The sequence below is a fragment of the Pseudomonas sp. FG86 genome, assembly GCF_057808775.1.
The window spans coordinates 1-23997 of the sequence record NZ_JBMDIS010000095.1 but is presented as its reverse complement, the minus strand read 5'-3'; the positions used below and the strand labels follow the sequence as shown (position 1 = coordinate 23997).

Sequence of the window (23997 nt, the reverse complement as noted above, 5' to 3'; positions counted from 1 at the left end):
TGGTTTTGGGGCTGCTGCGCAGCCCAACGCGGGGCAAGCCCGCTCGCCACAACAACCCGGTCGTTTAATGGGGAGGTTTTAATTCTTAATAATCAATAAGTTATTTTATATTTGAGGGGGCTCCCACCACTTGACGGAGTCCAGCCCCCCAACCTTACAAGTTGCGGCTGTGCCGATAATCACTCACCGCCTCATACACTGCTTTACGCAAGCGATTGATCCCCCCGATGGGCCGGTGCGCCTCTACCCCAAACCACGGGTTGAACGACTGGTTGTCGCACGCCAGGTTAAGCGCGGGTGTATCGAAATCCTGTGGCGGGATCTTCACCTTCGCCACGGTTTCATAGGGCGCATCGCTTTCCTTCCATTCGATGCTGGTGTCTTCGATCGGCATGTACTTCTGCGGGTTCTGCCGCTGGATCTGCAGCACGAAACACGCCGGTACGCGATCGGTGGACAACTGCTGGTTCAAGGCACTGCGCAGGAAATTCGGCAGGTCCTGGTTCTGTTTCGGCAGCACGTATTCCGGGCAGCTCTGCGGGTCGGGCGCGACACGGAACTTGGCGTTGGCCGCACCGAACTTATAGGGCGAAACCGAAAAGTAGGTGGTCTGCGTTGGGCTGGCCGGCGCGGGGGCCAGGGTCGCCAGGGCGATAAACAGGTGGCGCACTTGCCAACTGCGTGGGTCGGCCTTGGGGAAGAACGCCAGGACTTTCTTGCCGTCGGCCTGGGCGCCGATGTTCTGCGCGTATTCAGCCACATCGCTGACAAAGAAGTTCGGGTGGCTGAACATCACGAAGTCCTGTTCGGCCCGCGCCTGCTGGTCCGCCAGCAGCTGCTTACCTGGCACATCGAGCAGTTTGAGCGCCATGCCGCGCGCATCGCGGATGCTGTCGAACTGCGGGTAGGCGTTGCCGTTGGACAGGCGCATCATCGCCTGCCAGGTCTTGCCCGGCTCAGCGAAGACGCCCTGGCGCAATGCCGGGTCGAGGTCGGCGGGCACGCTGACTTCGGCCTTCACGCAACCATGGGCCTTGGCATGGGCATCGCGCAGGTAACGCGTGCCTTCGCGGTGCTGGTCAACGATGCGCACAGCGGTCTGGATAATGCCTTGGGTCATCGCCGCTTCACCGGGCGGGATCTGCTCATCCGGCGACACCGGGCCGCTGTGCTGCCAGGCAAACCACGCCGTGCTCGCCAGCCAGCCGAGCAGGCCCAGGCCCACCAGCCACAGCAGGGTCTTGCCGAGAAACGCGCCGATGCGCAGCCACAGGCGGGCAAGCAGGGAAGGTTGGTCGTATCGAGATCGGATCATCATGGCAGTTGTTGCTCCAGCGGGCCGCCCAGCACTTTCAGGTATTCCAGCAGCGCCCAGCGTTCCTGCGGCAACAAGCCACGGCCGATGACGCCATTGCCACGTTGGCCGGCACGGAATTCGTGGCCGCTGTTGTGGTTGCCGGTGATTTTGGTATCGAACAGGAAGGCATTCTTGAAGGCTGCGGTCTCAAAGCCCAGGTGACGCGGGTCGTAGTTGAAGGTGCCTTTATAGAAGGTGGTACTGCGTTCGTCCTGGGGCGAGAGCAATTGGTAGATCGTCGGCACGGAGCCGTTATGCAGGAACGGTGGGGTGGCCCATACGCCGGCCAATGGCCGCGCCTTGTAGGCGCGCAACTCGCGCACGCCGATAGGCAGGCCGTAACCGTCCAGGCGCGGCCGCTCGGCCGGGGTCACACCGGCTGCGCGGTAGGCGTGGTCCTCAACGAAGGCGGTGACGTAGGCCAGGCCCTTGGCCACCGAGACTTTTTTCAGGTCCAGTGGTTCGGTGGGCGTGGGGTGCAGTTCGACATTGAGCTTGGCCAGTTCCGCAGGGTCCCATTGCAGGGCGCTGAGGTCATAGCGCTGGTCGGCAATGTTGCTGGCGGTGCCCGGGTCGGTCCCGATGTAGTCCACCGGGAGCATCTTCAGGTGCTGCACCGGGCGGCCCTGTTCCTGGGTGACGGCCGGCACATGGCAGCCGGCGCAGTTCTCGGTGAACAGCGCGCGGCCTTGGGCCGCGAGGGGCTTGTCGATGGCGCCGAACAGATCTTCCGGCCAGGTGGGGGGCTTGAGGCGTTGCAGGGTTTCTTCGATCAGGTTCAGGTCGCGCACGCGCACGCTGGACGGGTAGCGCGCATCGCCCTGGAGCGGCTGGCCGGCACCGTCGAAGAACGTCAGGGTCGCGCCCACGCCGAGGGCTTCGCCGATATTGCGGGCCATGGGTTGCTGGGCTGAACCGTTCCATTGCACCCAGTCGAAGGTCCAGATATCCCACAGTTGCGGGTAGTCCACAGGTGCGTTGGCGACGCGGTAATTATTCGGAGAAATGGCGTCGCCGAAGCTGGCGTTGGCGATGCGGCCAAAGGCGTCGGTGCGTCCCGGGCCCTCTTCGGTGGGGTAGAGGCCGCGATGGGTGTCATTCCAGGCGACTTTGAGGAACCGGTTCAGCGACTGTTTGAAGTCCTGGCGCAGTTGCTCCTTGTTGTGATCGTCGTAATCGTGACCCAGCACGTGGCGGGCGAAACGCTCGAATTTCCACGGGTTGTAATACGTTGCCGCAAGGCTGGCCACCAGGGCCTGGCCGAAACTGCCGCCGCGCAAGGTGGGCACGCTGGAGGGCAGCACGTGCTGCGCGGAACCCCCGTCGATACGCAGGGCCTGGCCGTTGAAGTGAAGCTCGCCGGTGTGGCAGGCGGCACAGGTGATATCCAGGTATTCGCTGGGGTCGTCGGCGTTCTTGTGTCGGGCGAAACCCACGGGTAGGTTGCCGGGGTTCTGCGCGGTGGGCACTTGCTTGGGATCCACCAGGAAACCGAAGCGCGCCAGGTACTCGGGCGTGGCAAAGCGCTGATCGGAAAACGGCAACTCCAGGGCAGTGAACCAGTCGTAATGCAGGCCCTTGACCTGGGTGCCCTGGGGCGTGAAGTAATAGGTCTGGCGGTCGGCGGCACTCCATTGATCCTGGTAGTGCACCTGCTTCACGGGGACGTAGTCCGGCAACTTGGGATTGACGGTGTAATAGATCACCACGGCCAGCAATAGGGCAAAAATGGCGAATATCAGCAGTAAAACACGGGAAAAAATGCGCAAGATGGCTATCCTTGTCTCGGCCTTGTCGAGGGGTTGCGTTGTTATGCCACTACGCCACAAGTGCGGCAAGTGGCCATGAGGCTGGTAGTAGGCGGACCCACGATCCATCGCGGGGGCCCATCATGAATGAAAATGCTTTTAAACACGTGAACTTATCAGAAGTTTCCTGCTCACATGCCGGTAGCCATTGGTCGTGGCCGCCTGATAAGCTCGCGACTTTATTCAAATGCCCTTTTGGCGCATGAACAAGGAAATAGCATGAAACAGCATCGGTTGGCGGCGGCGGTGGCCCTGGTTAGCCTGGTACTTGCGGGTTGTGATTCGCAGACCAGCGTAGAGCTGAAAACCCCGGCGCAGAAAGCTTCCTACGGCATCGGCCTGAACATGGGCAAGAGCCTTGCCCAAGAAGGCATGGATGATCTGGACTCCAAAGCGGTAGCCCAAGGCATCGAAGATGCCGTTGGCAAGAAAGAACAGAAGCTGAAAGACGACGAACTGGTCGAAGCGTTTGCCGCACTGCAGAAGCGTGCTGAAGAACGCATGGCCAAGATGAGCGAAGAGTCGGCAGCCGCCGGCAAGAAATTCCTCGAAGACAATGCCAAGAAAGACGGCGTCGTCACTACCGCTTCCGGTCTGCAGTACAAGATCGTGAAGAAGGCCGATGGCCCTCAGCCTAAGCCTACCGACGTGGTGACCGTTCACTACACCGGCAAACTCACCAACGGCACGACCTTTGACAGCTCCGTGGATCGCGGTAGCCCGATTGACCTGCCGGTCAGCGGTGTGATCCCTGGTTGGGTCGAAGGCCTGCAACTGATGCACGTTGGCGAGAAGGTCGAGTTGTACATCCCGTCCGACCTGGCTTACGGCGCCCAGAGCCCGAGCCCTGCGATTCCAGCCAACTCCGTGCTGGTATTCGACCTGGAATTGCTGGGCATCAAGGACCCGGCCAAGGCTGAAGCCCCTGACGCACCAGCCGCCAAGAAGTAATCGGCGCCTGAACACCCAACGCCCCGTCTCGACGGGGCGTTGTCGTTTCTGCGGTTCCCCCATTCACGGCTCCGCCAATCCAAACGAACGTCCGCAACCTGAAACAGTCTGATATAAGGTTCGAGTACGGCTATCCGCACGCAAGCGCCAAGTCAATGAATTCTTGGGTTTTTTTCATGTGCGCAAAAAACGCCCGATCTGACTGCAAGCCTTGTAAACCGTGGCTTTCAGCCAGGAAAACGGGCTCTGTTCACAAGGTTATCCACAATTTGTGTGGATAACCTTTTCTGTTGCCTGGAACTGGAGTGACGAATGAAACCACCCTTCAATTTCACCCGCTTCCTGCCCATGGCCGCTCGCCTGCTCGGCCGTGGACGGTTGCCGACCCTGCTGTTCGCCGTTGCCGCCAAGGGCTCAAGCCAGGGGAACCGCTTGGGCAAACTCAAGGATGACCTCAAGCTGCTCCAGTCCCTGTGCCTGGCCTACTGGCGCGGCGAGTACCGTGCGATCAGTCCCAAGGCGCTGGTTTCGGTGGTGGCGGGGCTGATGTACTTCCTCAGCCCGGTTGATGCGATCCCGGACTTTATCCCCATGTTCGGCATGCTCGACGACATTGCGGTGCTGGCATGGGTCATGAAGACCCTGGAAGGCGAACTCAGCGCCTTTCGTGCCTGGCGTGAGGCGCAGCGCCCGGAAAAGCTCGCCGTGGTTGAGCGGCTGCCTGCGACACCGGCCTTGCTGGCCAATGAAAACCCGCAAAAAAACTGACGACAGTGCTATCCCCCTGCGACCTTTGTGGCTGTTAGGATTACACTCTTAAGAAGGTGCTTAAGGAAAGTGCTTACTTAGTAAGTGTTGTTATCCTACGGGGCGGTCATGGATATTCAGATAATTTCACGGAATGGCGAACCCGAATATGCGGTGTTGCCATGGGATCAGTACCAGGCGCTGCTAAAAGCTGCCGGTCAGCAACAGCCTACGTCACCTTCGCCTTCTACTGCCCAAGCCGCTGTCGCCCAGGACCTGCGCCCGCTCGCTGACCTGCGCGGCTTGCGCGAAGCCAAGGGCCTGGCCATCGAGACCCTGGCGCGTACCGTGGGTATCAGCCCCTCGTATCTTGGATTGATCGAAAGTGGTGAACGCCAGCCGGATGCCGCGATCCGCCGCAGCCTGGCCTGGGAACTGGGCGTTGCAGGTTGGAGGGACGAGTCTTGAGCTTACGTATCAGCCGTCAACACTGGGATGGGTTATTGAATGAACTGGACCAGGCGCGCCGCCAGCGCCATCTGCTGACCTACCGCGCACTGCTGGAGCGCCTGCAATTTCCCACGCCGGCCATGCAAACCCTGGCCGCCGCGCTGGAACACCTGGCTGCGCTGGACGCCAAGGCCGAGCAGCCGTTACGCAGCTCCCTGGTGATCAGTCAGGGCGCCAGCCGCCTGCCGCGCACCGGTTTCTTTGAGTGCGTGGAGCGCCTGGGGCGTTTCAGCGGGCCATCCGATGGGGTGGCCGCCGCCTCCTGGCACGCCTCGGAAGTGGTGCGCGTATTCGAATACGAGTACCCGGAGTCCGCCGAGGCCTAAAGCGCCTGTGGCAGTAAATCCAGGCTGTCGATCACGTGGATGCTGTAGCCGGCCACATCCTTGGCGTGGTGTTTGGCCTGGGATGCCAGTTCGGCCAACTGGCTGGCATCGAGTTGTCCACAGGCCTGTGGATATAAATGCACCACGCCGATGGACAGCGACAGCAACGCAAACTCCTGGCGTATACCTTGGCGGTTCAAGGCCACGAAGCAGCCTGCATCCAGGTGCTCGGCGCGGTAGAAACGTCGGCATTGGGTGTGAAAGTCGTCCAGCAGTTGGTTGAGCCGCTTGCGCCAATCCTGCGGCCCCAGCACCAGCAAAAAGTCATCGCCACCGATATGCCCGACGAAGTCGCGGCTGGGGTCGACCCGGTCGTTCAGGCATTGTGCCAGGCACAACAACACCTCATCCCCACGCCCGTAGCCGTAGATATCGTTGAACGGCTTGAAGCTGTCGATATCCACATAGCAAATCACCGACTCCCGTTGCTGTTGCAACAGCCGCGTCAGGCACTGCTGGATCGGCACATTGCCCGGCAACAGGGTCAATGGGTTGGCGTAGCGCGCTTGCTGGATTTTCAGTTCGGTGATCAGCTTGAGCACGTCGATCACCCGGCCCAGGCCCAGGTAGTCGCCGTTGAGCGTGATGATGAAATCCTCTTCGATGCGTTGCCGGGCGCGGCTGGTGAGCAGCCGGCTGACTTGCTGCAAGGATTGGCTCAGTTCCACCGCCAGAAAATCAGTGCTCATCAGGCGGCTGATCGGCTTGCGCGCGAAGAGGTCGGTGGCAAACGGTTTGAGCAGCGCATCGGACAACGAATGCCGATGCACGATACCGACCGGATGGCCACGCCCATCCAGCACCGCCAGCGAATTGAGGTTGGCCTGGCGCCGGAAAGATTCCAGCACTTGGGCAGTGGCGGTGTCCTGATCCACCGCCGGTTGTTCGTTGAGCAGCGCGCTGAGGTCGCTGGCTTCCTCGCTGAGGGCAATATTGGCGTTGTCGGGCTTGGGCAGCATCAGGCGTGCTTCTTGCGGCGGGTGTTCCTGCGGGCGGCAAAGCAGGTACCCCTGGACCAGGTCGACCCCCATCTCGGTCAGCACCGCCAGCTCCTCGGGCAGTTCGATGCCCTCGGCGATCACCTGGGCGCGAGAGGCCCGGGCGATTTGCAGGATGGAGCCGACAAACTCACGTTTGAGCGCGTCCTGATGAATACCATCGATGAAGTGCCGGTCGATTTTCACGTAATCCGGGCGTAACTCCGACCACAGCCGCAGGCTGGAATACCCGGCGCCCAGGTCATCAAGGGCGATGGCGAAGCCCATGTCACGGTAATGATGCAGGGCGGTTTGCAGCACGTCGAAATCGTCGGTGGGTGTCTGCTCGGTGAGTTCGATCACCACCTGGCTCGGTGGAATGCCGAAGTCGCGCAGCAGTTGCAGGGTGCGTCCTGGTTGGTGCGCCGTTTCCATCAGGGATTCCGGCGAGATATTGAGAAACAGCTTGCCCGGCAGCTTCTGGTCGCTGAAGCGGCGGCAGGCGCTCTCGCGGCAGGCCATTTCCAGTTCACTGAGGCGCCCTGCGTGGCTGGCCACGGCGAACAAGGCGACAGGGGAGTGCAGCGGGCTGTTGGACGGGCCACGACTGAGGGCTTCGTAGCCGAGGATGCGCCGTTCTGACAGGCAGATGATCGGTTGGAACAGGCTGTGCAAACTGCCTTGAGCCAGGATAGAGCCCAATGCATTCAGCTGTTCGGTCATGGTCATGGCGATCTCGATCGAAAAAAAAGGACCGCAGGCATTAAGCCTACGGTCCTTCATTTCACGACAGAATGATGTCTATATGATGACACTCTGCTGAGCGATCACATTAAATCGCCATCATTTACTGCTTGGCCACCTGCTTGCTGACTTTCAGGTAGTCCAGCAGGATCCGGCCTGTCTCGGCCAGGTAGGCGTCGTCTTCCGGCTTGGTTTTATCCGCCTCGGTCGGCAGCGCATCTTCATCTTCTTTCTTCAGCTCCTTGAGTGGCTCTTCGCCCTTGGCCTTGCGGCGGACGTTTTCCAGCACCAGTTGCTGATTCTCGATGTCGCTGTGCTGCTTGCGGCGATCCACTTCGTTGAGGCTGACGGTTTTCTCTTCCATCAACTTCTTGGCCAAAGCCAGTTTGTCGCGGATAAACACGAACTCGGCATCCTTGGCGGAGCGGATGTCGTGGTCGGCCTTCAACTGCGCCAGGAACGGTTTGAACGGGTCTGACGCGGGCTTGATCGCGGGACGGATGGTGTCCCACGGCATGGCCTCAGGCAGTGCGCTCTCGCCGATTTCCTTGGTATCGATGATCGATGGGAAGTCGATGTCCGGCAGTACGCCCTGATGCTGGGTGCTCTGCCCGGAAACCCGGTAGAACTTGGCCAGGGTCAGTTTCAGCTCGCCATGGTTGAGCGGCTGGATGGTCTGCACGGTGCCTTTACCGAAGGTCTGGCCGCCGATGATCAACGCGCGGTGATAGTCCTGCATGGCGCCAGCGAAAATCTCCGAAGCCGAGGCCGAGAGGCGGTTGACCAGCAACGCCATCGGGCCTTTGTAGAAGGCGCCCGGGTTCTCGTCTTCGAGCACGTCGACACGGCCGTCAGCATTGCGTACCAACACGGTCGGGCCCTTGTCGATAAACAGGCTGGTCAGCTCGGTGGCTTCCTGCAGGGAACCGCCGCCGTTGTTGCGCAGGTCGATGACCACGCCGTCGACTTTTTCCTTCTGCAGTTCGGTAAGGATTTTCTTCACGTCGCGGGTGGTGGACTTGTAGTCCGGGTCGCCGGCACGGAAAGCCTTGAAGTCCAGGTAGAAGGCCGGGATTTCAATCACGCCCAGCTTGTAGTCCTTGCCATCCTGCTTGAGGTTGAGGACTTTCTTCTGCACGGCCTGGTCTTCGAGCTTCACCGCTTCGCGGGTGATGGACACGATCTTGCTGGTCTGGTCGTTCGGCGCATTGGTGTGCGGAATCACTTCCAGGCGCACCACGCTGCCTTTCGGCCCACGGATCAGCTTGACCACTTCGTCCAGGCGCCAGCCGACCACATCGACCATCTCTTTGTCGGCCTGGGCCACACCGATGATCTTGTCGGCCGGAGCCACTTGCTTGGTCTTGTCTGCCGGACCCGCCGGCACCAGGCGCACGATCTTGACCTGGTCATTGTCGCTTTGCAGGACGGCACCGATGCCTTCCAGCGACAGACTCATATTGATATCGAAGTTTTCCGCGTTATCTGGCGACAGATAGTTGGTGTGCGGGTCGTAGGACATCGCAAAGGTATTGATGTAGGCCTGGAAGATATCTTCGGCACGGGTCTGGTCCAGGCGCGCCAGCTGGTTCTTGTAGCGCTTGGTCAACAGTTCCTGGATGGCCTTGGGGTCTTTGCCGGCGATCTTCAGGCGCAGCACTTCGTCCTTGACGCGTTTGCGCCACAGGTCGTCGAGCGCGGCGGTACTGGTCAGCCAAGGGGCGTCCTTGCGATCCACCAGAAGGGATTCCTTCTCGGTGAAGTCGAGCTTGTCGACGCCTTTGTTCAGCTCCGCCAAGGCGAAGTCCAGACGCGCTTTGACGCGGTCCAGGTAGCGCTTGTAGATGGTGAAGCCGGGTTGCAGGTCACCGCTCTTGAGGAAGTCGTCGAACTGGGTCTTCCACTTGTCGAACTCAGCGATATCGCTGGCCAGGAAGTAGCTGCGCGACGGATCCAGCAGCTTGAGGTAGCTGTCATAGATGATCACCGAGCGCGCGTCGTCCAGCGGCGGCTTGCTGTAGTGATGGCGCTTGAGCAACTCGACGACGTTAAGGCTGGCAATCACCTCATCGCGATCAGGCTGAAGATTGTCCCAGCTATTGGCTGCGAACGTATTGGTCGACATCGACGAGAGGCCGAGACCAATGAAAAGAGCGAGGGCGGTGCTGGGGAACAAATGCTTCATGCTGATTCGACGCGGGGGCAATTGATAACGCATATTAGGCCGTCTTTGAAGTCGCCGGTTCCATATGGGCCGGTCGCATAATGCAAAAAGCCCGACGCTACAGCTACGGGCTCAGTCCAGACTCACTATGGAGGCACTGTGAAAGCATTGCAAGGCGTTGAAGGTCATGTGGAGTGGGTTGAGGCGCCAAGTCCTACGTGCGATGTAGGCCAAGTTCGCATTCGCGTGGCGGCTGCGGGGCTCAATCGCGCCGATTTATTGCAGCGGGCGGGGCTCTATCCGCCGCCGCCGGGCGTCAGCCATGTGCTGGGCCTGGAGTGTTCCGGGGTGATCAGCGAAGTCGGGGCCGGCTCGTCCTGGCAAGTGGGCGACCGGGTCTGCGCGCTGCTGGCCGGTGGCGGCATGGCGGAAGAAGTGGTGGTGGATGCTCGCCATGTACTGCCCGTGCCGGAAGGCCTGTCGCTGGCCGAAGCGGCGGCCTTGCCTGAGGTGTACAGCACGGCGTGGCTCAATCTGTTCCAGCTGGCAGGGCTCAAGCCCGGTGAAAAAGTGTTGCTGCACGCGGGCGCCAGCGGCGTGGGTTCGGCGGCGATCCAGCTGTGCAAGGCGTTTGGCAGCCCGTGCTGGGTCAGCGTCGGTTCGGCGCAGCGCCTGGCCTACTGCGAAGACCTCGGGGCCCAAGGCGGTGTGGTGCGCACCGATGGTATCGAAGGGTTGCGCGATTTCGGGCCGTTCGATGTGATCCTCGACCCGGTCGGCGGCAGCTACGCGGCGTTGGACCTCAAGCTGCTGGCCCTGGACGGGCGCTGGGTGTTGATCGGCCTGATGGGGGGCCGCGAGGCGCAGCTGGACCTGGCACAGGTGCTGGGCAAGCGTATTCAGTTGTTGGGCTCGACCCTGCGCAGCCGTGATGATCAGTTCAAGGCTGACCTGTTCAGTGATCTGAGCCAGCAGGTGTGGCCGCTGTTCGCCGAAGGGCGCTTGAGCCCACAGTTGGCCAAGACGTTTCCGATCAAGGATGCCGAGGCGGCGTTTGCCGAGTTGGCGACCAACCAGATTGCCGGGAAGTTGGTGTTGGTGATTGACGAAAGCCTGACCTGATCCGGGATTGAAATAGGGTCAAGGTGGGTGGAGGCCCGCTCCCGATGGCGGTGGGTCAGTGAAGAATTCTTCATCTGGCACACCGCCATCGGGAGCAAGTCGAATCGTCGCACCGCCCCTCCCACATTTGGATCTCGGTCGAATCAGACCCAGTGGTGGATCGGCCAGCCGGCCTTCTCGGCGTGCTCGCGCAGCACCGGATCCGGGTTCACCACCTGCGGGTGATCGACTTTCAGCAGCAACGGCAGATCATTGCGCGAATCCGAATAAAAGTACGCCCCTTCCAGGGTTTCTCCTTCCCGTTCCAACCAATCCAGCAAACGCGTGATCTTGCCTTCGCGGTAGGTCAGCACACCGACGGTACGGCCGCTGTACGCGCCATGGCCGACGTCCAGATCGATCCCGAGCACCTCATCGATACCGATACGCGCCGCAATGGGCGTGACCAGGTGGGTGCCCGATGCGGAGATCACCAGGACTCGGTCGCCGTTCGCCCGGTGGCGGGCGATGGTTTTGGTGGCATCGCTGTAGATCAGCGGCTCGATCACATCTTCGACCCACGGTTCGACCAGATGCTCGATTTCCTCCGGCGTGCGGCCAATCATCGGCTCCAGGCTGAAGTCCATGAAGTCTTCCATGGCCAGCTCGCCCCGGCTGTAGGCGTCCATCAGTTCGTTGTTCTTGCGCATGAACGACTCCGGGTCGACCCAGCCGAGGCGGCCCATCTGCTCGCTCCACAGGGTGGCGCAGTCACCGTGGATCAGCGTGTCGTCCAAATCAAAAATTACCAATGCCATCCGTCATGCTCTCTCAGTCAATCGTTGTTGCTCAGGCTACTTCACACAGCGCACTGGGGTCGATGGAAAGTGCCAGGCGCTGGCCGTCCGGGTGCAGGTCGTCCGCCGAGCGGTTGAGCACGTCCACCACCAGTTCCACGCCACGGGCTTCGATGCGGTAACGGATCACGTTACCCAGCAGGCTGTGGCTGCGCACCAGGGCGTCGAGTTCGCCGCTGCGGCTCAGTTCGATGGCTTCGGGGCGGATCGCGATACGCCCACTGATCGGGCGTTGCAGCAGTTGGCTGGCCTTGTCGGCATCGAGCAGGTTGTAGTTGCCGATAAACCCGGCGGCAAATACGTCCACGGGTGCGGTGTAGAGGGTTTCGGCGTCGCCGCTTTGCACGATCTTGCCCTGGTTCATCAGGAAGATGCGGTCGGACATGGTCAGCGCTTCCTCCTGGTCATGGGTCACGAAAATCGTGGTCAGCCCCAGTTCGCGCTGGATCTGACGGATCTGTTCGCGCAGGTGCTTGCGAATGCGTGCATCCAGTGCCGACAGCGGCTCATCGAGCAGCAGCAGGCGCGGGCGCGTGACCAGCGAGCGGGCCAGGGCTACGCGCTGGCACTGGCCGCCGGACATCTGGTGCGGATAACGTCCGGCCAGGTCCTTGAGTTCCACCAGTTGCAGTACTTCCTGCACGCGCTTGTGGCTGTCGTCGGCATTGACTTTCTGCATGCGCAGGCCGAAGGCGACGTTCTGTTCCACGGTCATGTTGGGGAACAGCGCATAGCTCTGGAACACCATGCCGATCTGCCGCTTCTGAGGGCTCAGCGGTACGATGTCCTGGCCGTCGAGGAGAATCTGGCCGCTGTCCACCGAGGTCAGGCCGGCGATGCAACGCAGCAGGGTGGATTTGCCGCAGCCGGACGGGCCAAGCAGGGTGACGAATTCGCCCTTGGCGATCTCGCAGTTGATGTCGCTGAACACCGGAGTGCCGGCGTAGCCTTTTTGCAGGTGTTGGACGCTCACGAAGCTCATTGGCTTTTGTCCTTGTTCAAGATATTGGCGGCCCAGGTCAGCACCAGCACAAAGAAGAAATAGGAAATCACGACGGCACTGGTGAAGTGGCCGCTGCTGTTGCGCATGTTGTTGAGGTACACCTGCAGGGTCTCGTAGCGTGTCCCCACGAGGATATTGGCGAACACGAACTCACCGAACAGGAACGAGAACGACAGCAGCAGGGCGACCATCAAGCCTTTGCGCAGGTTCGGCAGCACCACCAGGATCGCCGCCTGCCAGGTGCTGGCGCCGAGCAGTTGCGAGGCGTCCATCAGGTCGCGCAGGTTGATGGCTTGCAGGTTGTTGGTGATCGCGCGGTACATGAACGGCAAGGCCACGGTGAAGTAGCAGCCGATCAGAATCCACGGCGTGCCCACCATCGCGAATGGGCCCGAACCATACAGTTGCAGCAGGCCCACCGACGACACCACTGGCGGCACCGCGAAGGGCAGCAGGATCAGGATATTCATCAGCGCATCGAGCCGGGGGAAGTGGTAGTGCACCACAAACAGCAACGGCAAAATCAACACCACCGACAGGATCAGCGCACCCACGCATACCAGCAAGGATTGCCCGAAGGCCATCAGGAAGCGCGGGTCACTCCACAGCTGCACATACCATTTCACCGTGAAGCCGGCGGGCAGGATGGTGGCCGACCAACTGCTGGCGATGGAATAGACGAAGGTGCCGATCAGCGGCAACACCAGGATCGCGAACAACAGGTACACCACTACGCGATGGTAGAGGGCGGCAGGGCCGGCTTCAGCGCGAGACATGGTAGCTCCTCTTGAGCAGCAGTTGATGGACTACCGTGACCACGGTCATCAGTGCCACCAGCACGACGGCCAGGGCACTGGCCAGGTTCGGGTCGAGTGACACGTCGCCGGACACCAGGCCCGCGATGCGGATCGGCAGCACGTTGAAGTTACCGGTGGTCAAGGCATAGACGGTGGCATAGGCACCCAGGGCGTTGGCCAGCAGGATCACGAAAGTGCCGAGCAGCGCCGGCGCCAATACCGGCAAGCCGATATGCCGCCAGAACTGCCAGCCATTTGCGCCCAGCAACGCCGCCGACTCACGCCAGTCTTCGCGCAGCGCATCAAACGCCGGGTAGAGCAGCAGCACGCCGAGGGGGATCTGGAAGTAGGTGTAGAGGATGATCAACCCGGTCTTGGAGTACAGGTTGAAGTCCTGGATAAGCCCGGCCTGCTTGAGCATCAAGGTGATGCTGCCGTTGAACCCCAGCAGGATGATGAAGGCAAACGCCAAGGGCACGCCGGCGAAGTTGCTGGTCATGTTGGCGAAGGCGGTGACGAAGTTACGCAGCGGCGAATCGACGCGGCGCAGGGAGTAACTGCCCAGGGTGGCGATGATGATCCCGAAGATGCTGGAGTAGAAGCTGATCTCCAGGCTTAACTGGATCGCTTGCCGGTAGAACTTCGAACTGAAGATGCGCGTGAAGTTGTCCACGCCCCAGCCGGACTCTTCCGTTTGCAGGCTGTTGATCAGCACCCACACCAGTGGGGCAATCTCGAACACGATGAAAAACAGTGCGAATGGCACCAGGCATAGCAACGCCAGCCATTTGCCGCGGGTCATGGCGTTCATTTAAGCAGCTCCCGGCATACCGGTTTGTCGTGGGGGACGCCCAGCAGTTCGCAGACGGTGCCGCACAGCTCGGTCTGTTTCGGTGCGGCGCCGGCGTCCAGGCTGAAGGCGTCGCCGATGACGAACAGCGGCACTTCGCGCTCTTCCGGCAGCAGGCCATTGTGGGAACGGTCGTTGTTCATGCCGTGGTCGGCGGTTACCAGCACCTGGTAACCGGCGTCGAGCCAGGCTTGCAGGTAATCGGCCAGGATGATGTCGGCCGCGCGTGCGCTGTTGCGGTACTGCGGTGTGTCGAGGCCGTGCTTGTGGCCGGCGTCGTCGATGTTCATCGGGTGCACCACCAGGAGGTTCGGCGCGTGCTTGAGCCGCAGGCTCTCGGCGTCGGCAAACAGGTGTGAATCCGGGTAATGGTCATTCCAGTAGAAATGCCCGTGCTGGATCGCCAGCGCCTTGTCGTCGGTATGACGGTCACGGGCGGCGATAAAGGGCGTGCGGTTATACAACTCGCTGACCCAGTGATAGGCCGCTGCCGCCGTGGTGAGACCGGCGTCGGTGGCGTAGTGAAAGATGCTGCGCTGGTTGGACAGGCGTGAAACGTTGTTGTGCACGATGCCGCTCTGGATCGGTGGCACGCCGGTGAGGATGCATTCATACAGCGGACGGGACAGGGCAGGCAGTTCACATTCCAGCTTGTAGAGGGCTGCGCGTCCTGCGCCGACATAGGCCTGCAAGTGCCCCATGGCGTGCCTCGCAACCTCAAAGTTGAGGCCGTCGAGCACGACAAGGATGACAGTGTGCTTCATGGGGGAGAACGCTCCGCGGCAATAGACTTGACTCAATTTCCCTGGAGGAACGAGGTCAAAAGTGTGGGAGGGGGCTTGCCCCCGATAGCGGTGTACCATTCAACGGATTGGTTAGCTGATCCACCGTCATCGGGGGCAAGCCCCCTCCCACATTGGATCTCCACTGGAGCTCCAATGTGGGATAAACCCTTACTTCATTTCTACGATGACCTGCTCATTCCACAACTGCGGCAATTTCTTGGAAGTCGCTTCCCAGGCATCGGCATCCTTGATCGGCTGCGGGTTGGCCTTGGTGTACTGCTCGCCCGGGATCAGGTTCTTGGCGATGTCGGCCGGCAGTTTCAGGTCGGTTTCGGCACGGATCGGACGTGCGTTGCCACGCGCCAGGTTGAGTTGGCCGGCATCGCTGAAGATGTATTCGCGGGTCAGCTTGGCGGCGTTCGGGTGCTTGGCGTATTTGTTGATGATGGTGGTGTAGCCGGATTTCACTGAGCCGTCCGATGGGATCAGCACCACGTAGTCAGCCGGGTTGGCCATCTTGGCCTTGTAGCTCAGGCCGTTGAAGTCCCAGACCACACCCACTTCGACTTCGCCTTTTTCCATGGTGGCGATGGTCGGGTTGGACAGTGACAGGCGGCCTTGCTGGGCGATCTTGGTGAAGAATTGCAGGCCAGGGGCGATGTTCTTCTCGTCGCCTTTATTGGCGATGGCGGCGGCCAGCACGCCGTTGGCGGCTTGTGCCGCGGTGCTTACGTCACCGATGGAGACCTTGTATTTGCCGGTCTGCAGGTCGGCCCAGCTGGTGGGGATTTCAGACCCGTGCAGCAACTTCTTGTTCACGATAAAGGCGATGGTGCCGGTGTAGGCCAGGGCCCAGTGACCGTCTTTGTCTTTCGCCCAATCCGGCACCTGGGCCCAGGTGGACGGTTTGTACGGCTGGGTGACTTCCTGTTTCACCGCGATCGGGCCGAAGGCCGCGCCCACGTCGCCGATATCGGCGCTGGCGTTGTCTTTTTCGGCCTTGAACTTGGCGATTTCCTGGGCCGAGCTCATATCCGTGTCGATGTGCTTGAGGCCGTAGGTCTTGGCCAGGTCTTCCCAGGTGCCTTTCCAGTTGGCCCAGTCATCGGGCATGCCGACGCTGTTGACGGCGCCTTCCGCTTTCGCGGCGGCTTCAAGGGTTTTTAAATCGGTATCAGCGGCCATGGCAGCGGTGCACATGGCAATGGTCGAGCCTAACAGTGATGCCAGGAAAAGCTGTTTCATCCGAAGCTCCTTTGGGCGTTTTCAACGCGGCGTTTTATACGAACGTTAGCGGTGGTGTTGGTCTAGGTCAGCAATACCTGAGCCAATCTAGGCTCGATGGATGACAGTTTCATGTCGATGTCGTTTTTAAAGCGCTGATGTCGCACAGTGCAGACTTAGCGTAGACCATGCTCAAGTGCCCGCAGACTCTGGACTTGGCCGATGTATTGCAGGGTGGGGCAGGGGGCACGATGCGGACTGTCATCTGTCGGTCATCTGTAATGCCTAGGCTGGCACGTAACAACAGAAGCCCAAATAACGCGCGGTTTATGCACCTGAACGGTGCTGGTCTAGTCCAGATAGGTAACGTTGATGCGTGATGAGGCAATCAAGGCGGTGACATCCATCGGCCTGGCGCTGCAAGAGCAGATCGACCACGGTTTGTTGCCGCCTGCAAGCAAACTGCCCGCCGAGCGCAAACTCAGCGAGTTGTTTGGTACCACTCGAATTACCGTGCGGGAAGCCTTGTTACAACTGGAGGCCCAGGGGCAGATCTATCGCGAGGAGCGTCGTGGCTGGTTTGTCTCGCCACCCCGGCTGGCCTACAACCTGATGCAGCGCAGCCACTTTCACGCCATGGTCAATGACCAGGGACGCGTGGCGTCGACCGAGGTCATCAGCGCGCGGCTGCAACCGGCGTCGGCGGCAGTGTGTGCGTGGTTGCAGCTGCCGGCCTTGTCCAGCGTGATCCAGATTTGCCGGAGCCGACGGATCGATGGGCGGCTGGTGTTGTATGTGGAACACTACCTGAACCCGCACTATTTCCCGGGGATTCTGGAGTGCGACCTGAATCAGTCGATGACCGAGCTGTATGCGCGCAAGTACGACTTGCACTACGGGCGGGTGCGTTTCGAGATCGTGCCAACCTCATTGCCGGTGGAAGCCGCCGCGGCGTTGCGCGTGTCGGTGGGCAGCCCGGGCCTGCGGATTGCCCGGGTCAACTATGACCAGCACCAGCGCTTGATCGACTGCGACCTGGAGTTCTGGCGGCATGATGCGATTCATGTCGGCGTGGATGTGGTGTGATCGGGGGCTTCCTGTAGGAGCGAGCTTGCTCGCGAAAAACCTGAGGGCGCCGAGGTGGATCAGGCTGTCCGCGTTAGCGTTGACGTCTTTCGCGAGCAATCTCGCTCCTACAGTGAGTGCTTTGTGAGTGCCTTGATCACTTGATCCACATTGGTTTCCAACTCCGTTACCGGGTCTGCGCCGTCGACGTTCAACACCAGCAACTTCGAGCCGCCTGCCGTGACGGCGGCTTTCACGGCGTCACTCGGCTGACGATGATGCAGCACCACGGCCACGTCGTTTTCCTTCAGCTCGGCACTGAGTTTTTGTAATGCCTCAGGCGCCCAATCGGCATCGGGCCGGGCATCGGTGCTGAGCAGTTCCAGATTCAAACTGCTGATCAGATACCCAAAGTGATCGCTCAAGCTCACCACGCTCAGGTTGTCCGCCTGGGCCAGTCGCGCTTCGCTGTCGGCAGTGAGCTTGAGCAGGCGTTGCTTGAGGGCGGCGAGGTTGGCGTCGATCTTTGGCTTGGCGGCGGGGGCCAGGCGGCTGAGGTCGGCGGCCATCACGTCGGCCATGCGCCCCATGTTATTGCTCGATTGCCAGGGTTGGCTGTTCAAGCCGTCGGTGACGCCCGGTTGCACGGCGATCCCCGGCAAGCCGCCGTCCACCGGGCGTGCGGCGTCCACTTCGACAATACGGATATTGCTGCGCCGCGCCACGGGGTAGAGCGGATCATCGGCCCACAGCGAGCGCAGGCCGATGGCGGCGTCGGCGTCCTGGGCCAGCGTATTGAGCGCCGGTGCGCCACGGCCGGTGAAGTAGGATACCTGGCGCGAGCCTGGCAGGTTGGCCGGGGCGGCACGTTCCAACTGCACGTCGGTGCCCTTGAGCAGCACCGCTGCCAAGCCATAGGTGATGGGCAGCGAGGCCAGGACCTTGATGGGTTTGGCCGCGTGCACGGCCGGCCTGGCGACGTCGGCGGCTATCAGCGGCGGTGTGATCAAGCAGGCGATGGCCAGGGCCAGGGGGGTGAAGAACGCGCGCATTATCCAAGGTTCCCTTTGAGACTGGGCACGGTGCCGCGCGCAATGGCGGCACAGGCGAAGGCGATACCGGCCACGAGGATGATCGCGGCGCCGGAGGGGATCGGCAGGTCGAAGATGATGGGCAGCAGGATCCCGCAGAGGGTGCTGAGGGTGGCGATCACCACTGAGATCCAGAAGAATCCCTTGAGCGATTGGCTCAACAGGCGGGCCGCCGCGGCCGGGATCACCAGCAGCGCACCGACCAGGATCGCGCCGATGACCTTGACTGCCGCCACGGTGATCAGGGTCACCAGGATCACGAACAGGTAGTCCAGAGTCTTCACCGCCACACCGCGTACCGCGGCCAATTGCGGGTTGAAGCTGGCGAGCATGATGCGGTTGTACAGCGGCAGCGCCAGGGCCATTACCAGCGAACCTACGACTGCCAGTACCAGCAGGTCATTGCCGTTGACCGTCAGTACCGAGCCAAACAGCACGTTCTCCAGGATATGCACGTTGATCTTGCCTGCCAGGATCAGCAGCAGGCTCGCGCCCAACGCCAGGGACACCGACAGGAACACCCCGATCAACGTATCCGGCGCCAGGCCGGTGCGGTTGCGCAGGTAGTTGAGCAGGATGCCGAACAACAGGCAGTAGCCAAACAGGCTGCCGTACGGTCCGGTATAGGGTTCTCCGAGCAGGATGCCCACCGCAACGCCGGTCAGCGCCGCATGGCCGACCGCTTCGGAGAAAAACGCAAAGCGCTTGACCACCACCAGCGTGCCCAGGCCGCCCAGCACCGGGCCGATCAGCAGGCCGGCGAGCAACGCGTTGACCACAAAACCATAGGCCAGGGCTTCCGGCAGGTAACCGGAAGAGGCCCAGCTCTGGACCATCAAGCGAAACGCTTCATAACTCATTGCGCCGGGCTCCGAGGGTGGGTAGAGAACAGGGTCAGCAGGCGATCCGGGGTCAGAGCCTCCTTTGGCGTGGCGTCGAACAGCACACGGCGGTTCAACCCGGTGACGCGGTCGGCCAGGCGACCCACGGCCTCCAGGTCGTGCTCGATCCACAGCACGGTGATCCCGGCCAGGCGCCAGTCGCTCAGCAGCCGTTCGAACACTTGGATACCGGCTTCATCGAGGGCCGACATCGGTTCATCCAGCACCAGCAAGTGCGGGGCCGGAATCAGCCCCTGGGCCAGCAGCACGCGCTGACGCTCACCGCCGGACAGCGCACCCATGCGGCGCTTGCGCTTGTCTTGCATGCCGACCCGTTCCAGTGCCTCGCCGATGGGGCCGGCGTAATGCTTCGACAACCCAAGGAACGCCGGGCGCCGCTGGCACATGGCAGCCATGAAATCATCCACGGTCATCGGCAAGCCCCGGTCGAATTCCAGGGCCTGGGGCACATAACCGATGGTGCCGGGCACCGTTGGCCATTGCAGGCTCAAGTGGCCTTGATGCGGCGTCTGCCCCAGCAGAGTCTTGATCAGCGAGCTTTTACCGCCGCCGTTGGGGCCTACCAGCGCGTGGATGCTGCCCGGCTGCACCTGGAAACTCACGCGATCGAGAATCGCCGTGCGGCCGAGGGTCAGCGTCACCTGGTCGAAGTCGATCGTTGGCCCGACGCTGGCCACTTTCAGGTGTTCCGCCGCCGTCATGCCCCCGACTCCTGGATCGCCCGCACCACGGTGTTGAGGTTGCCGGTCATTTCCACTTCGTACTTTTCAGCGCTGTATTCACCGTAGGAAATATGCGAAAGCGGGTAGAGCTTGACCCCGGATTCGCGTTGGATGGTGTCGACATAGGTGGACGGGAAATCCATTTCCGAGAAGATCACCTTCACGTCCAGCGCCCGCAGTTCGTCGATGGTTTTCTTCAACTGGCTGGGGCTGGGTTCGATCCCGTGGGCCGGTTCGACCACCGCGGTGACTTCCAGGCCGAACTCGCGCAGCAGGTAGTCGTAGGCCGCGTGCACGGTGGCGACACGCAGGTCCGGGTTGGGCGCGCGGGTCAGCTTGGCCAGGGCGTCGGCGCGCATCTGGCGTAGGCGTTTGCCGTAGGCACGGGCGTTCTGGGTGTAGGTCTTGGCGTTGTCCGGGTCGAGCTTGCCCAGCTCGCGGGCGATGTTGTTGACCTGGGCAATCGAGGCACTGATCGACAGGAAGGTGTGCGGGTTGACCACCTTGCCGGCACCGCGCGCCGCATTGCCGGTGGCGGCCAGCAATGGCACGTTGGCGTTGGCCTCGATCACCGGGATAGCCGGGCGCTCGCTGGTGGCAATCATGCGGTCGGCGAAATCGTCATGGCCGACGCCATTGAGCACGATCACATCCAGGGTGCCGATGCGCTTGATGTCTTCGGCGCGCGGCTCGTAGGCATGGGGGTTGAAACCGGCCGGAATCAGCGGCACCACCTCGGCCTTGTCGCCGACGATATTCGCCACGTAGCTGTAGTAAGGGTGCAGGGTGATGCCGATCCGCAGGCGCTTGGCGGCCTCGGCGTTAGCGAGGGGCGCGAGCATCAGGCTGAACAGGCCAACCAGCAACAGGCGTAACAGGGGAGATGAAATAGACATGGGCAATCGATCTTCTCGTTCAGTGACGGTGCTGGCGGGTGACGCCGGCATCGAATTGCGCGACCACCTGCTGCCAGCCGGCTGCGATCAGCGCCTGGTCAGTGAGGTCGGAAGGGGCGGCGAGGTCTGCGCGGCGGTTGAGCCAGATGTCCGGCTCGGCGCCGTGCACGCGCATCAGCAGCGAGCCACTGGTGGTCGGCGCCTGGCTCAGTCCCAGGTAGGCCGTATTCGCCAGCAACTGCCAGCGATGGTCGCCACGACTGACCGAACTGGCGTCGCGTGCAAACGGCGCAAAGCCTTCTTCGGCCAGTTGTTCGGGGCCAGGCAGGGCGCTTTGCTCTTGTTGCAGCACGTGGATTTCATCCAGCGTTACCCGCAGGTCGGCGTAGATGCCTTGTTCGGCGGCGCTCAAGTCACGGCGGGCATCCAGTTGATGGCTGGACACGGCGGCCACCACCTGGGTTTCAGCGTGCAGGGCCACCACCGTGCCGGCCACCGCGAGGATGATCAGGCACAGCAGCAGGACGTAGAGGGTTTCATGCCCGGCACCGGCGGGGCGTACAACCTGTGTGGTACTCATTGAGGCTGGATATCCGCTTGGTCGATTTCCACCACATGGCCGGGGCCCGCATCAAACAGCACATAGAACTCGGCCGCGGGCCTCTTGAAGGTCAGGGTCGAGTCCTGGCCGAGCTTGCCGGGCAGCAGGATGGTCTCGTCGTAGCCGATCACGTCCAGGGTCACGCCGGGGGCGCCACTGCCGTCGGAAAAACCGCCGGTACACTGGATCTGCTCACCGGGGATTTCCTTGCATTCGCACATCGGGTTGTGGGCCAGGGCAACCGTACTGAAGCCGGCGCTCAGCAACAGAACGCCACAGGCGCGGGTCAGGCGCATCAAAGTCATGGTTTAACTCCTTGCTTGTTCAGCCAGGCAATGGTTGCAGGCGAGGCCTGGCTCAAAGGAACGGAACCCTGGTGCATCGTGCCGTCCCAGCCTTCCATGGTGACCCACAGTTCGGCGTCGACCGGCGTGCGCTCAGGGATGGGCAGGGCGGCGCCCATGCGGTAGGGCGTGCCGAAGAAGATCACCCCGGCGGCCCGCAGGCTGCGCGGCTTGCCGATACGCAGGTAGGTGGCCTTGACCTGCTCGGCGCAGGTCGCGCACAGGGCGGCATTGAAGGACTTCATCGGGCCGGCCGGGTCCGGGCGCGGGCCTTCGTTGCGGAATTCGGCGAGCTTCAGGCTCCATGGCCCGACCTGCACGTCACCGACCACCCGTTCGCCAAGGCCGGTGTCGCCACGAAACAGCGCGGCATCGGCAAAGTACTTGGGCATAAAGCCCAGGGGCACCAGTAACAGCAGGACGTTGATGTGGAAACGCCATTTCAGCCAAAAGGCCCGCAGCGGTGAAGGCGGGGGCGCGGCAGCGGGCTTGCTCATAGGTTGGCCTCCGAGGTTTCGGCTGGCATGGCCGGGATAGACGCCGGCGCACGTTGGGTCTTGGCTTCGCGCTTGAGGGCATTGAGGGTGGCCAGGGCGGTGCGCTTGGTCCAGATCAGCAGGCCGCTCAGCACCATCATGCTCATGATCAGGCCGAAGAACGCCCAGATCAGCTTGATCCACAGCCCGCCAAAGTCGCCGGTGTGCAGCGGGCGCATGGATTCGGTGACGAACTCCAGCTTCGAGCGGTCGGACAACAAGTGCGCGGCGGCGATTTCCCCGTCATAGGGGTTGATCTGCGCGGTCTGGTACATCAGCGGGTACCAGCCGCGCCCGCCGATCTGCAGGTGGCTGTAGGCATTGAGAGGCAGGCTGACGAAACTCGCCTCCAGGCCGGGAATACGCTGGGTGGCGATCTTGATCGCCTCGTCCACCGGAATCATGGGGGCCGGTACACCGGGTGCAGACAGCGGCACCTTCTCGCGGGCAATCACCGGGATCACCGGTTCAGTGGAAATCGAAATCTGGTTGTCCCCCAGGATCGCCCGGATCAAGAACCAGATACCGGTGATGGAGATCACCGCAATGAACCAGATCGACCAGATACCGCTCAAGCGATGGAAATCACCCCAGAAGATCCGCGCACCGTGGCGGATACGCAGGGTCGGGCGCAGGAAGCCCTTCCAGAACCGCTTGTACACCACCAGCCCGGTGACCAGCGACGCCAGCAGCGGAATACCGAGCGCCGACACCAGGTACCAGCCCCAGCTGTAGCCATTGGTGAACGGCACCAACCACCAGCCGTGCAGGGCGCGGGTAAATTGCTGGAAGTTGAAGGCCGGGCTGATCCCCTGGATGACCCCGGTGTACGGGTTGACGTAGACCTCGACGGAACGCCCGTCGGGGTAGCTGAGGTTGACACTCAGGGCAAAGTGCGACTCATCCGGGCGGCTGATCGACTGCACGATCACCTCGGGCGCGTCACGCTGGATGGCGGCGATCACCTGGTCGTAACTCAGCAGTTCGGCGTCGTCCGACGGCTGGCTGGCACGGATATCCGGGTTGGCCAGCCAGACGATCTCCTGGCTGACCACCGCCAGGGTGCCGGTGACGCAGACGATCAGTACAAAGAACCAGATGGGCAACGCGAGCCAGCTGTGTACAAGAAACCAGAGTTTTGAGCGTGACTTCTTCGACATGTGAATGAGGGTCTTGATCGGAGGGGGCATTGAAGGCCCGGAAAAGGCCGGTCGTAGCTTTTGCTGACGCGACAGGCTGTATCTAAGTTAAGACGGATGAGAATGAGAAATCCCTAAGCGGGATATGAAAGAAAATGTTTCAGGTTCACATTCAGGGCGCTTTATCGCCTCCATCGAACACGAAACATGTTCCAGGCCATCACCCAGGCGCCATTGCTGCTGGGCCTGGATGCAGTTGGCAGCACCTTGCAGTGCAGCGAAGCGATCAAGGCATTCGAACGCGGCCACCTGCAAGCCAACCCGTGGCTTAACTGACCCACGGCCAAACAAATGTGGGAGGTCCCGCTCAATATCCGACTTAGCGCTGTCGCGCAGCAAACTGGAACCCCTGTGGCGAGCGGGCTTGTTGTGGCGAGCGG

24 protein-coding genes and 1 pseudogene are annotated in these 23997 nt (G+C 61.6%); 7 read left to right on the top strand and 18 right to left on the bottom strand.

What is annotated here, in order from left to right; all coding sequences use genetic code 11:
- Positions 1-154: 154 nt before the first annotated feature.
- Both ACODSV_RS31495 and ACODSV_RS31490 read right to left on the bottom strand, forming a co-directional pair.
- Complete coding sequence (locus tag ACODSV_RS31495; protein ID WP_024074377.1) at positions 155-1318, bottom strand: catalase family protein; 1164 nt, start codon at positions 1316-1318, stop codon at positions 155-157.
- A complete protein-coding gene (locus tag ACODSV_RS31490; protein ID WP_150055648.1) occupies positions 1315-3126 on the bottom strand; it encodes a di-heme-cytochrome C peroxidase in 1812 nt (603 codons plus the stop codon). The genes ACODSV_RS31495 and ACODSV_RS31490 overlap by 4 nt, the downstream gene beginning before the upstream one ends.
- A gap of 258 nt (positions 3127-3384) precedes the next feature.
- Between ACODSV_RS31490 and bamJ the strand changes: the two genes are divergently transcribed.
- From bamJ to ACODSV_RS31470, 4 genes are all read left to right on the top strand, one after another.
- Positions 3385-4116: a BamJ family beta-barrel-assembly machinery protein gene (gene bamJ, locus ACODSV_RS31485; RefSeq protein WP_024074379.1), complete on the top strand. Its 732-nt coding sequence runs from the start codon at positions 3385-3387 to the stop codon at positions 4114-4116.
- Between the two features lie 312 nt (positions 4117-4428).
- Positions 4429-4884, top strand: a complete 456-nt coding sequence (locus ACODSV_RS31480; RefSeq protein ID WP_024074380.1) for a YkvA family protein — start codon at positions 4429-4431, stop codon at positions 4882-4884.
- 108 nt (positions 4885-4992) lie between these two features.
- Positions 4993-5331 carry a helix-turn-helix domain-containing protein gene (locus ACODSV_RS31475; protein ID WP_024074381.1) on the top strand — a complete coding sequence of 113 codons (339 nt, stop codon included), beginning with the start codon at positions 4993-4995 and terminating at the stop codon, positions 5329-5331.
- On the top strand, positions 5328-5699 hold the full coding sequence (locus ACODSV_RS31470; RefSeq protein WP_005786715.1) for a hypothetical protein: 372 nt from the start codon (positions 5328-5330) through the stop codon (positions 5697-5699). Before ACODSV_RS31475 ends, ACODSV_RS31470 begins: the two co-directional genes overlap by 4 nt.
- On the opposite strand, the gene ACODSV_RS31465 is transcribed toward ACODSV_RS31470, so the two are convergent.
- Positions 5696-7465: a bifunctional diguanylate cyclase/phosphodiesterase gene (locus ACODSV_RS31465; RefSeq protein WP_024074382.1), complete on the bottom strand. Its 1770-nt coding sequence runs from the start codon at positions 7463-7465 to the stop codon at positions 5696-5698. The genes ACODSV_RS31470 and ACODSV_RS31465 overlap by 4 nt on opposite strands.
- 118 nt (positions 7466-7583) lie before the next feature.
- The gene (locus tag ACODSV_RS31460; RefSeq protein ID WP_172831342.1) at positions 7584-9665 is read right to left on the bottom strand and encodes a carboxy terminal-processing peptidase; all 2082 of its coding nucleotides are present in this window, start codon (positions 9663-9665) and stop codon (positions 7584-7586) included.
- Between the two features lie 138 nt (positions 9666-9803).
- On the opposite strand from ACODSV_RS31460, the gene ACODSV_RS31455 reads away from it, so the two are divergent.
- Entirely contained in the window at positions 9804-10766 is a 963-nt protein-coding gene (locus tag ACODSV_RS31455; RefSeq protein WP_069075612.1) for a zinc-binding dehydrogenase, read from the top strand.
- A 143-nt stretch (positions 10767-10909) separates the two neighbouring features.
- Here the strand turns inward: ACODSV_RS31455 and ACODSV_RS31450 are convergent, their stop codons facing one another.
- From ACODSV_RS31450 to ACODSV_RS31425, 6 genes are all read right to left on the bottom strand, one after another.
- Positions 10910-11563: an HAD family hydrolase gene (locus tag ACODSV_RS31450; RefSeq protein ID WP_069075613.1), complete on the bottom strand. Its 654-nt coding sequence runs from the start codon at positions 11561-11563 to the stop codon at positions 10910-10912.
- Between the two features lie 31 nt (positions 11564-11594).
- Positions 11595-12584 (bottom strand): ABC transporter ATP-binding protein, encoded by a 990-nt coding sequence (locus tag ACODSV_RS31445; RefSeq protein WP_024074386.1) that lies wholly within the window; start codon positions 12582-12584, stop codon positions 11595-11597.
- Positions 12581-13381 carry an ABC transporter permease gene (locus tag ACODSV_RS31440; RefSeq protein ID WP_024074387.1) on the bottom strand — a complete coding sequence of 267 codons (801 nt, stop codon included), beginning with the start codon at positions 13379-13381 and terminating at the stop codon, positions 12581-12583. Before ACODSV_RS31440 ends, ACODSV_RS31445 begins: the two co-directional genes overlap by 4 nt.
- The gene (locus tag ACODSV_RS31435; RefSeq protein WP_150056472.1) at positions 13368-14213 is read right to left on the bottom strand and encodes an ABC transporter permease; all 846 of its coding nucleotides are present in this window, start codon (positions 14211-14213) and stop codon (positions 13368-13370) included. Before ACODSV_RS31435 ends, ACODSV_RS31440 begins: the two co-directional genes overlap by 14 nt.
- Entirely contained in the window at positions 14210-15016 is an 807-nt protein-coding gene (locus ACODSV_RS31430; protein WP_102624988.1) for an alkaline phosphatase family protein, read from the bottom strand. Before ACODSV_RS31430 ends, ACODSV_RS31435 begins: the two co-directional genes overlap by 4 nt.
- Positions 15017-15205: 189 nt before the next feature.
- Positions 15206-16282, bottom strand: coding sequence for an ABC transporter substrate-binding protein (locus ACODSV_RS31425; protein WP_024074390.1), 1077 nt, complete (start codon positions 16280-16282; stop codon positions 15206-15208).
- 351 nt (positions 16283-16633) lie between these two features.
- On the opposite strand from ACODSV_RS31425, the gene ACODSV_RS31420 reads away from it, so the two are divergent.
- Entirely contained in the window at positions 16634-17347 is a 714-nt protein-coding gene (locus ACODSV_RS31420) for a UTRA domain-containing protein (RefSeq protein WP_041160882.1), read from the top strand.
- A 107-nt stretch (positions 17348-17454) separates the two neighbouring features.
- Here the strand turns inward: ACODSV_RS31420 and ACODSV_RS31415 are convergent, their stop codons facing one another.
- Genes ACODSV_RS31415 through ACODSV_RS31380 form a run of 8 tightly spaced genes read right to left on the bottom strand, consistent with a single transcriptional unit; the run spans position 17455 to position 23578 of the window.
- Positions 17455-18378 (bottom strand): metal ABC transporter substrate-binding protein, encoded by a 924-nt coding sequence (locus tag ACODSV_RS31415; protein ID WP_150056055.1) that lies wholly within the window; start codon positions 18376-18378, stop codon positions 17455-17457.
- Complete coding sequence (locus ACODSV_RS31410) at positions 18378-19277, bottom strand: metal ABC transporter permease (RefSeq protein WP_150056054.1); 900 nt, start codon at positions 19275-19277, stop codon at positions 18378-18380. The genes ACODSV_RS31415 and ACODSV_RS31410 overlap by 1 nt, the downstream gene beginning before the upstream one ends.
- Complete coding sequence (locus tag ACODSV_RS31405) at positions 19274-20020, bottom strand: metal ABC transporter ATP-binding protein (protein WP_150056053.1); 747 nt, start codon at positions 20018-20020, stop codon at positions 19274-19276. Before ACODSV_RS31405 ends, ACODSV_RS31410 begins: the two co-directional genes overlap by 4 nt.
- Complete coding sequence (locus tag ACODSV_RS31400) at positions 20017-20937, bottom strand: metal ABC transporter substrate-binding protein (RefSeq protein WP_150056052.1); 921 nt, start codon at positions 20935-20937, stop codon at positions 20017-20019. Before ACODSV_RS31400 ends, ACODSV_RS31405 begins: the two co-directional genes overlap by 4 nt.
- A 19-nt stretch (positions 20938-20956) precedes the next feature.
- Complete coding sequence (locus ACODSV_RS31395; RefSeq protein ID WP_150056051.1) at positions 20957-21517, bottom strand: DUF6162 family protein; 561 nt, start codon at positions 21515-21517, stop codon at positions 20957-20959.
- The gene (locus ACODSV_RS31390; protein WP_150056050.1) at positions 21514-21843 is read right to left on the bottom strand and encodes a hypothetical protein; all 330 of its coding nucleotides are present in this window, start codon (positions 21841-21843) and stop codon (positions 21514-21516) included. The genes ACODSV_RS31395 and ACODSV_RS31390 overlap by 4 nt, the downstream gene beginning before the upstream one ends.
- Entirely contained in the window at positions 21840-22379 is a 540-nt protein-coding gene (locus ACODSV_RS31385; protein ID WP_069075616.1) for a thiamine pyrophosphate-binding protein, read from the bottom strand. Before ACODSV_RS31385 ends, ACODSV_RS31390 begins: the two co-directional genes overlap by 4 nt.
- A complete protein-coding gene (locus ACODSV_RS31380; protein ID WP_069075617.1) occupies positions 22376-23578 on the bottom strand; it encodes a PepSY-associated TM helix domain-containing protein in 1203 nt (400 codons plus the stop codon). Before ACODSV_RS31380 ends, ACODSV_RS31385 begins: the two co-directional genes overlap by 4 nt.
- Positions 23579-23788: 210 nt before the next feature.
- Here ACODSV_RS31380 and ACODSV_RS31375 point away from each other — a divergent pair.
- Positions 23789-23893: pseudogene (locus ACODSV_RS31375) on the top strand (3-isopropylmalate dehydratase small subunit); the annotation flags it as partial.
- Positions 23894-23997: the final 104 nt, after the last annotated feature.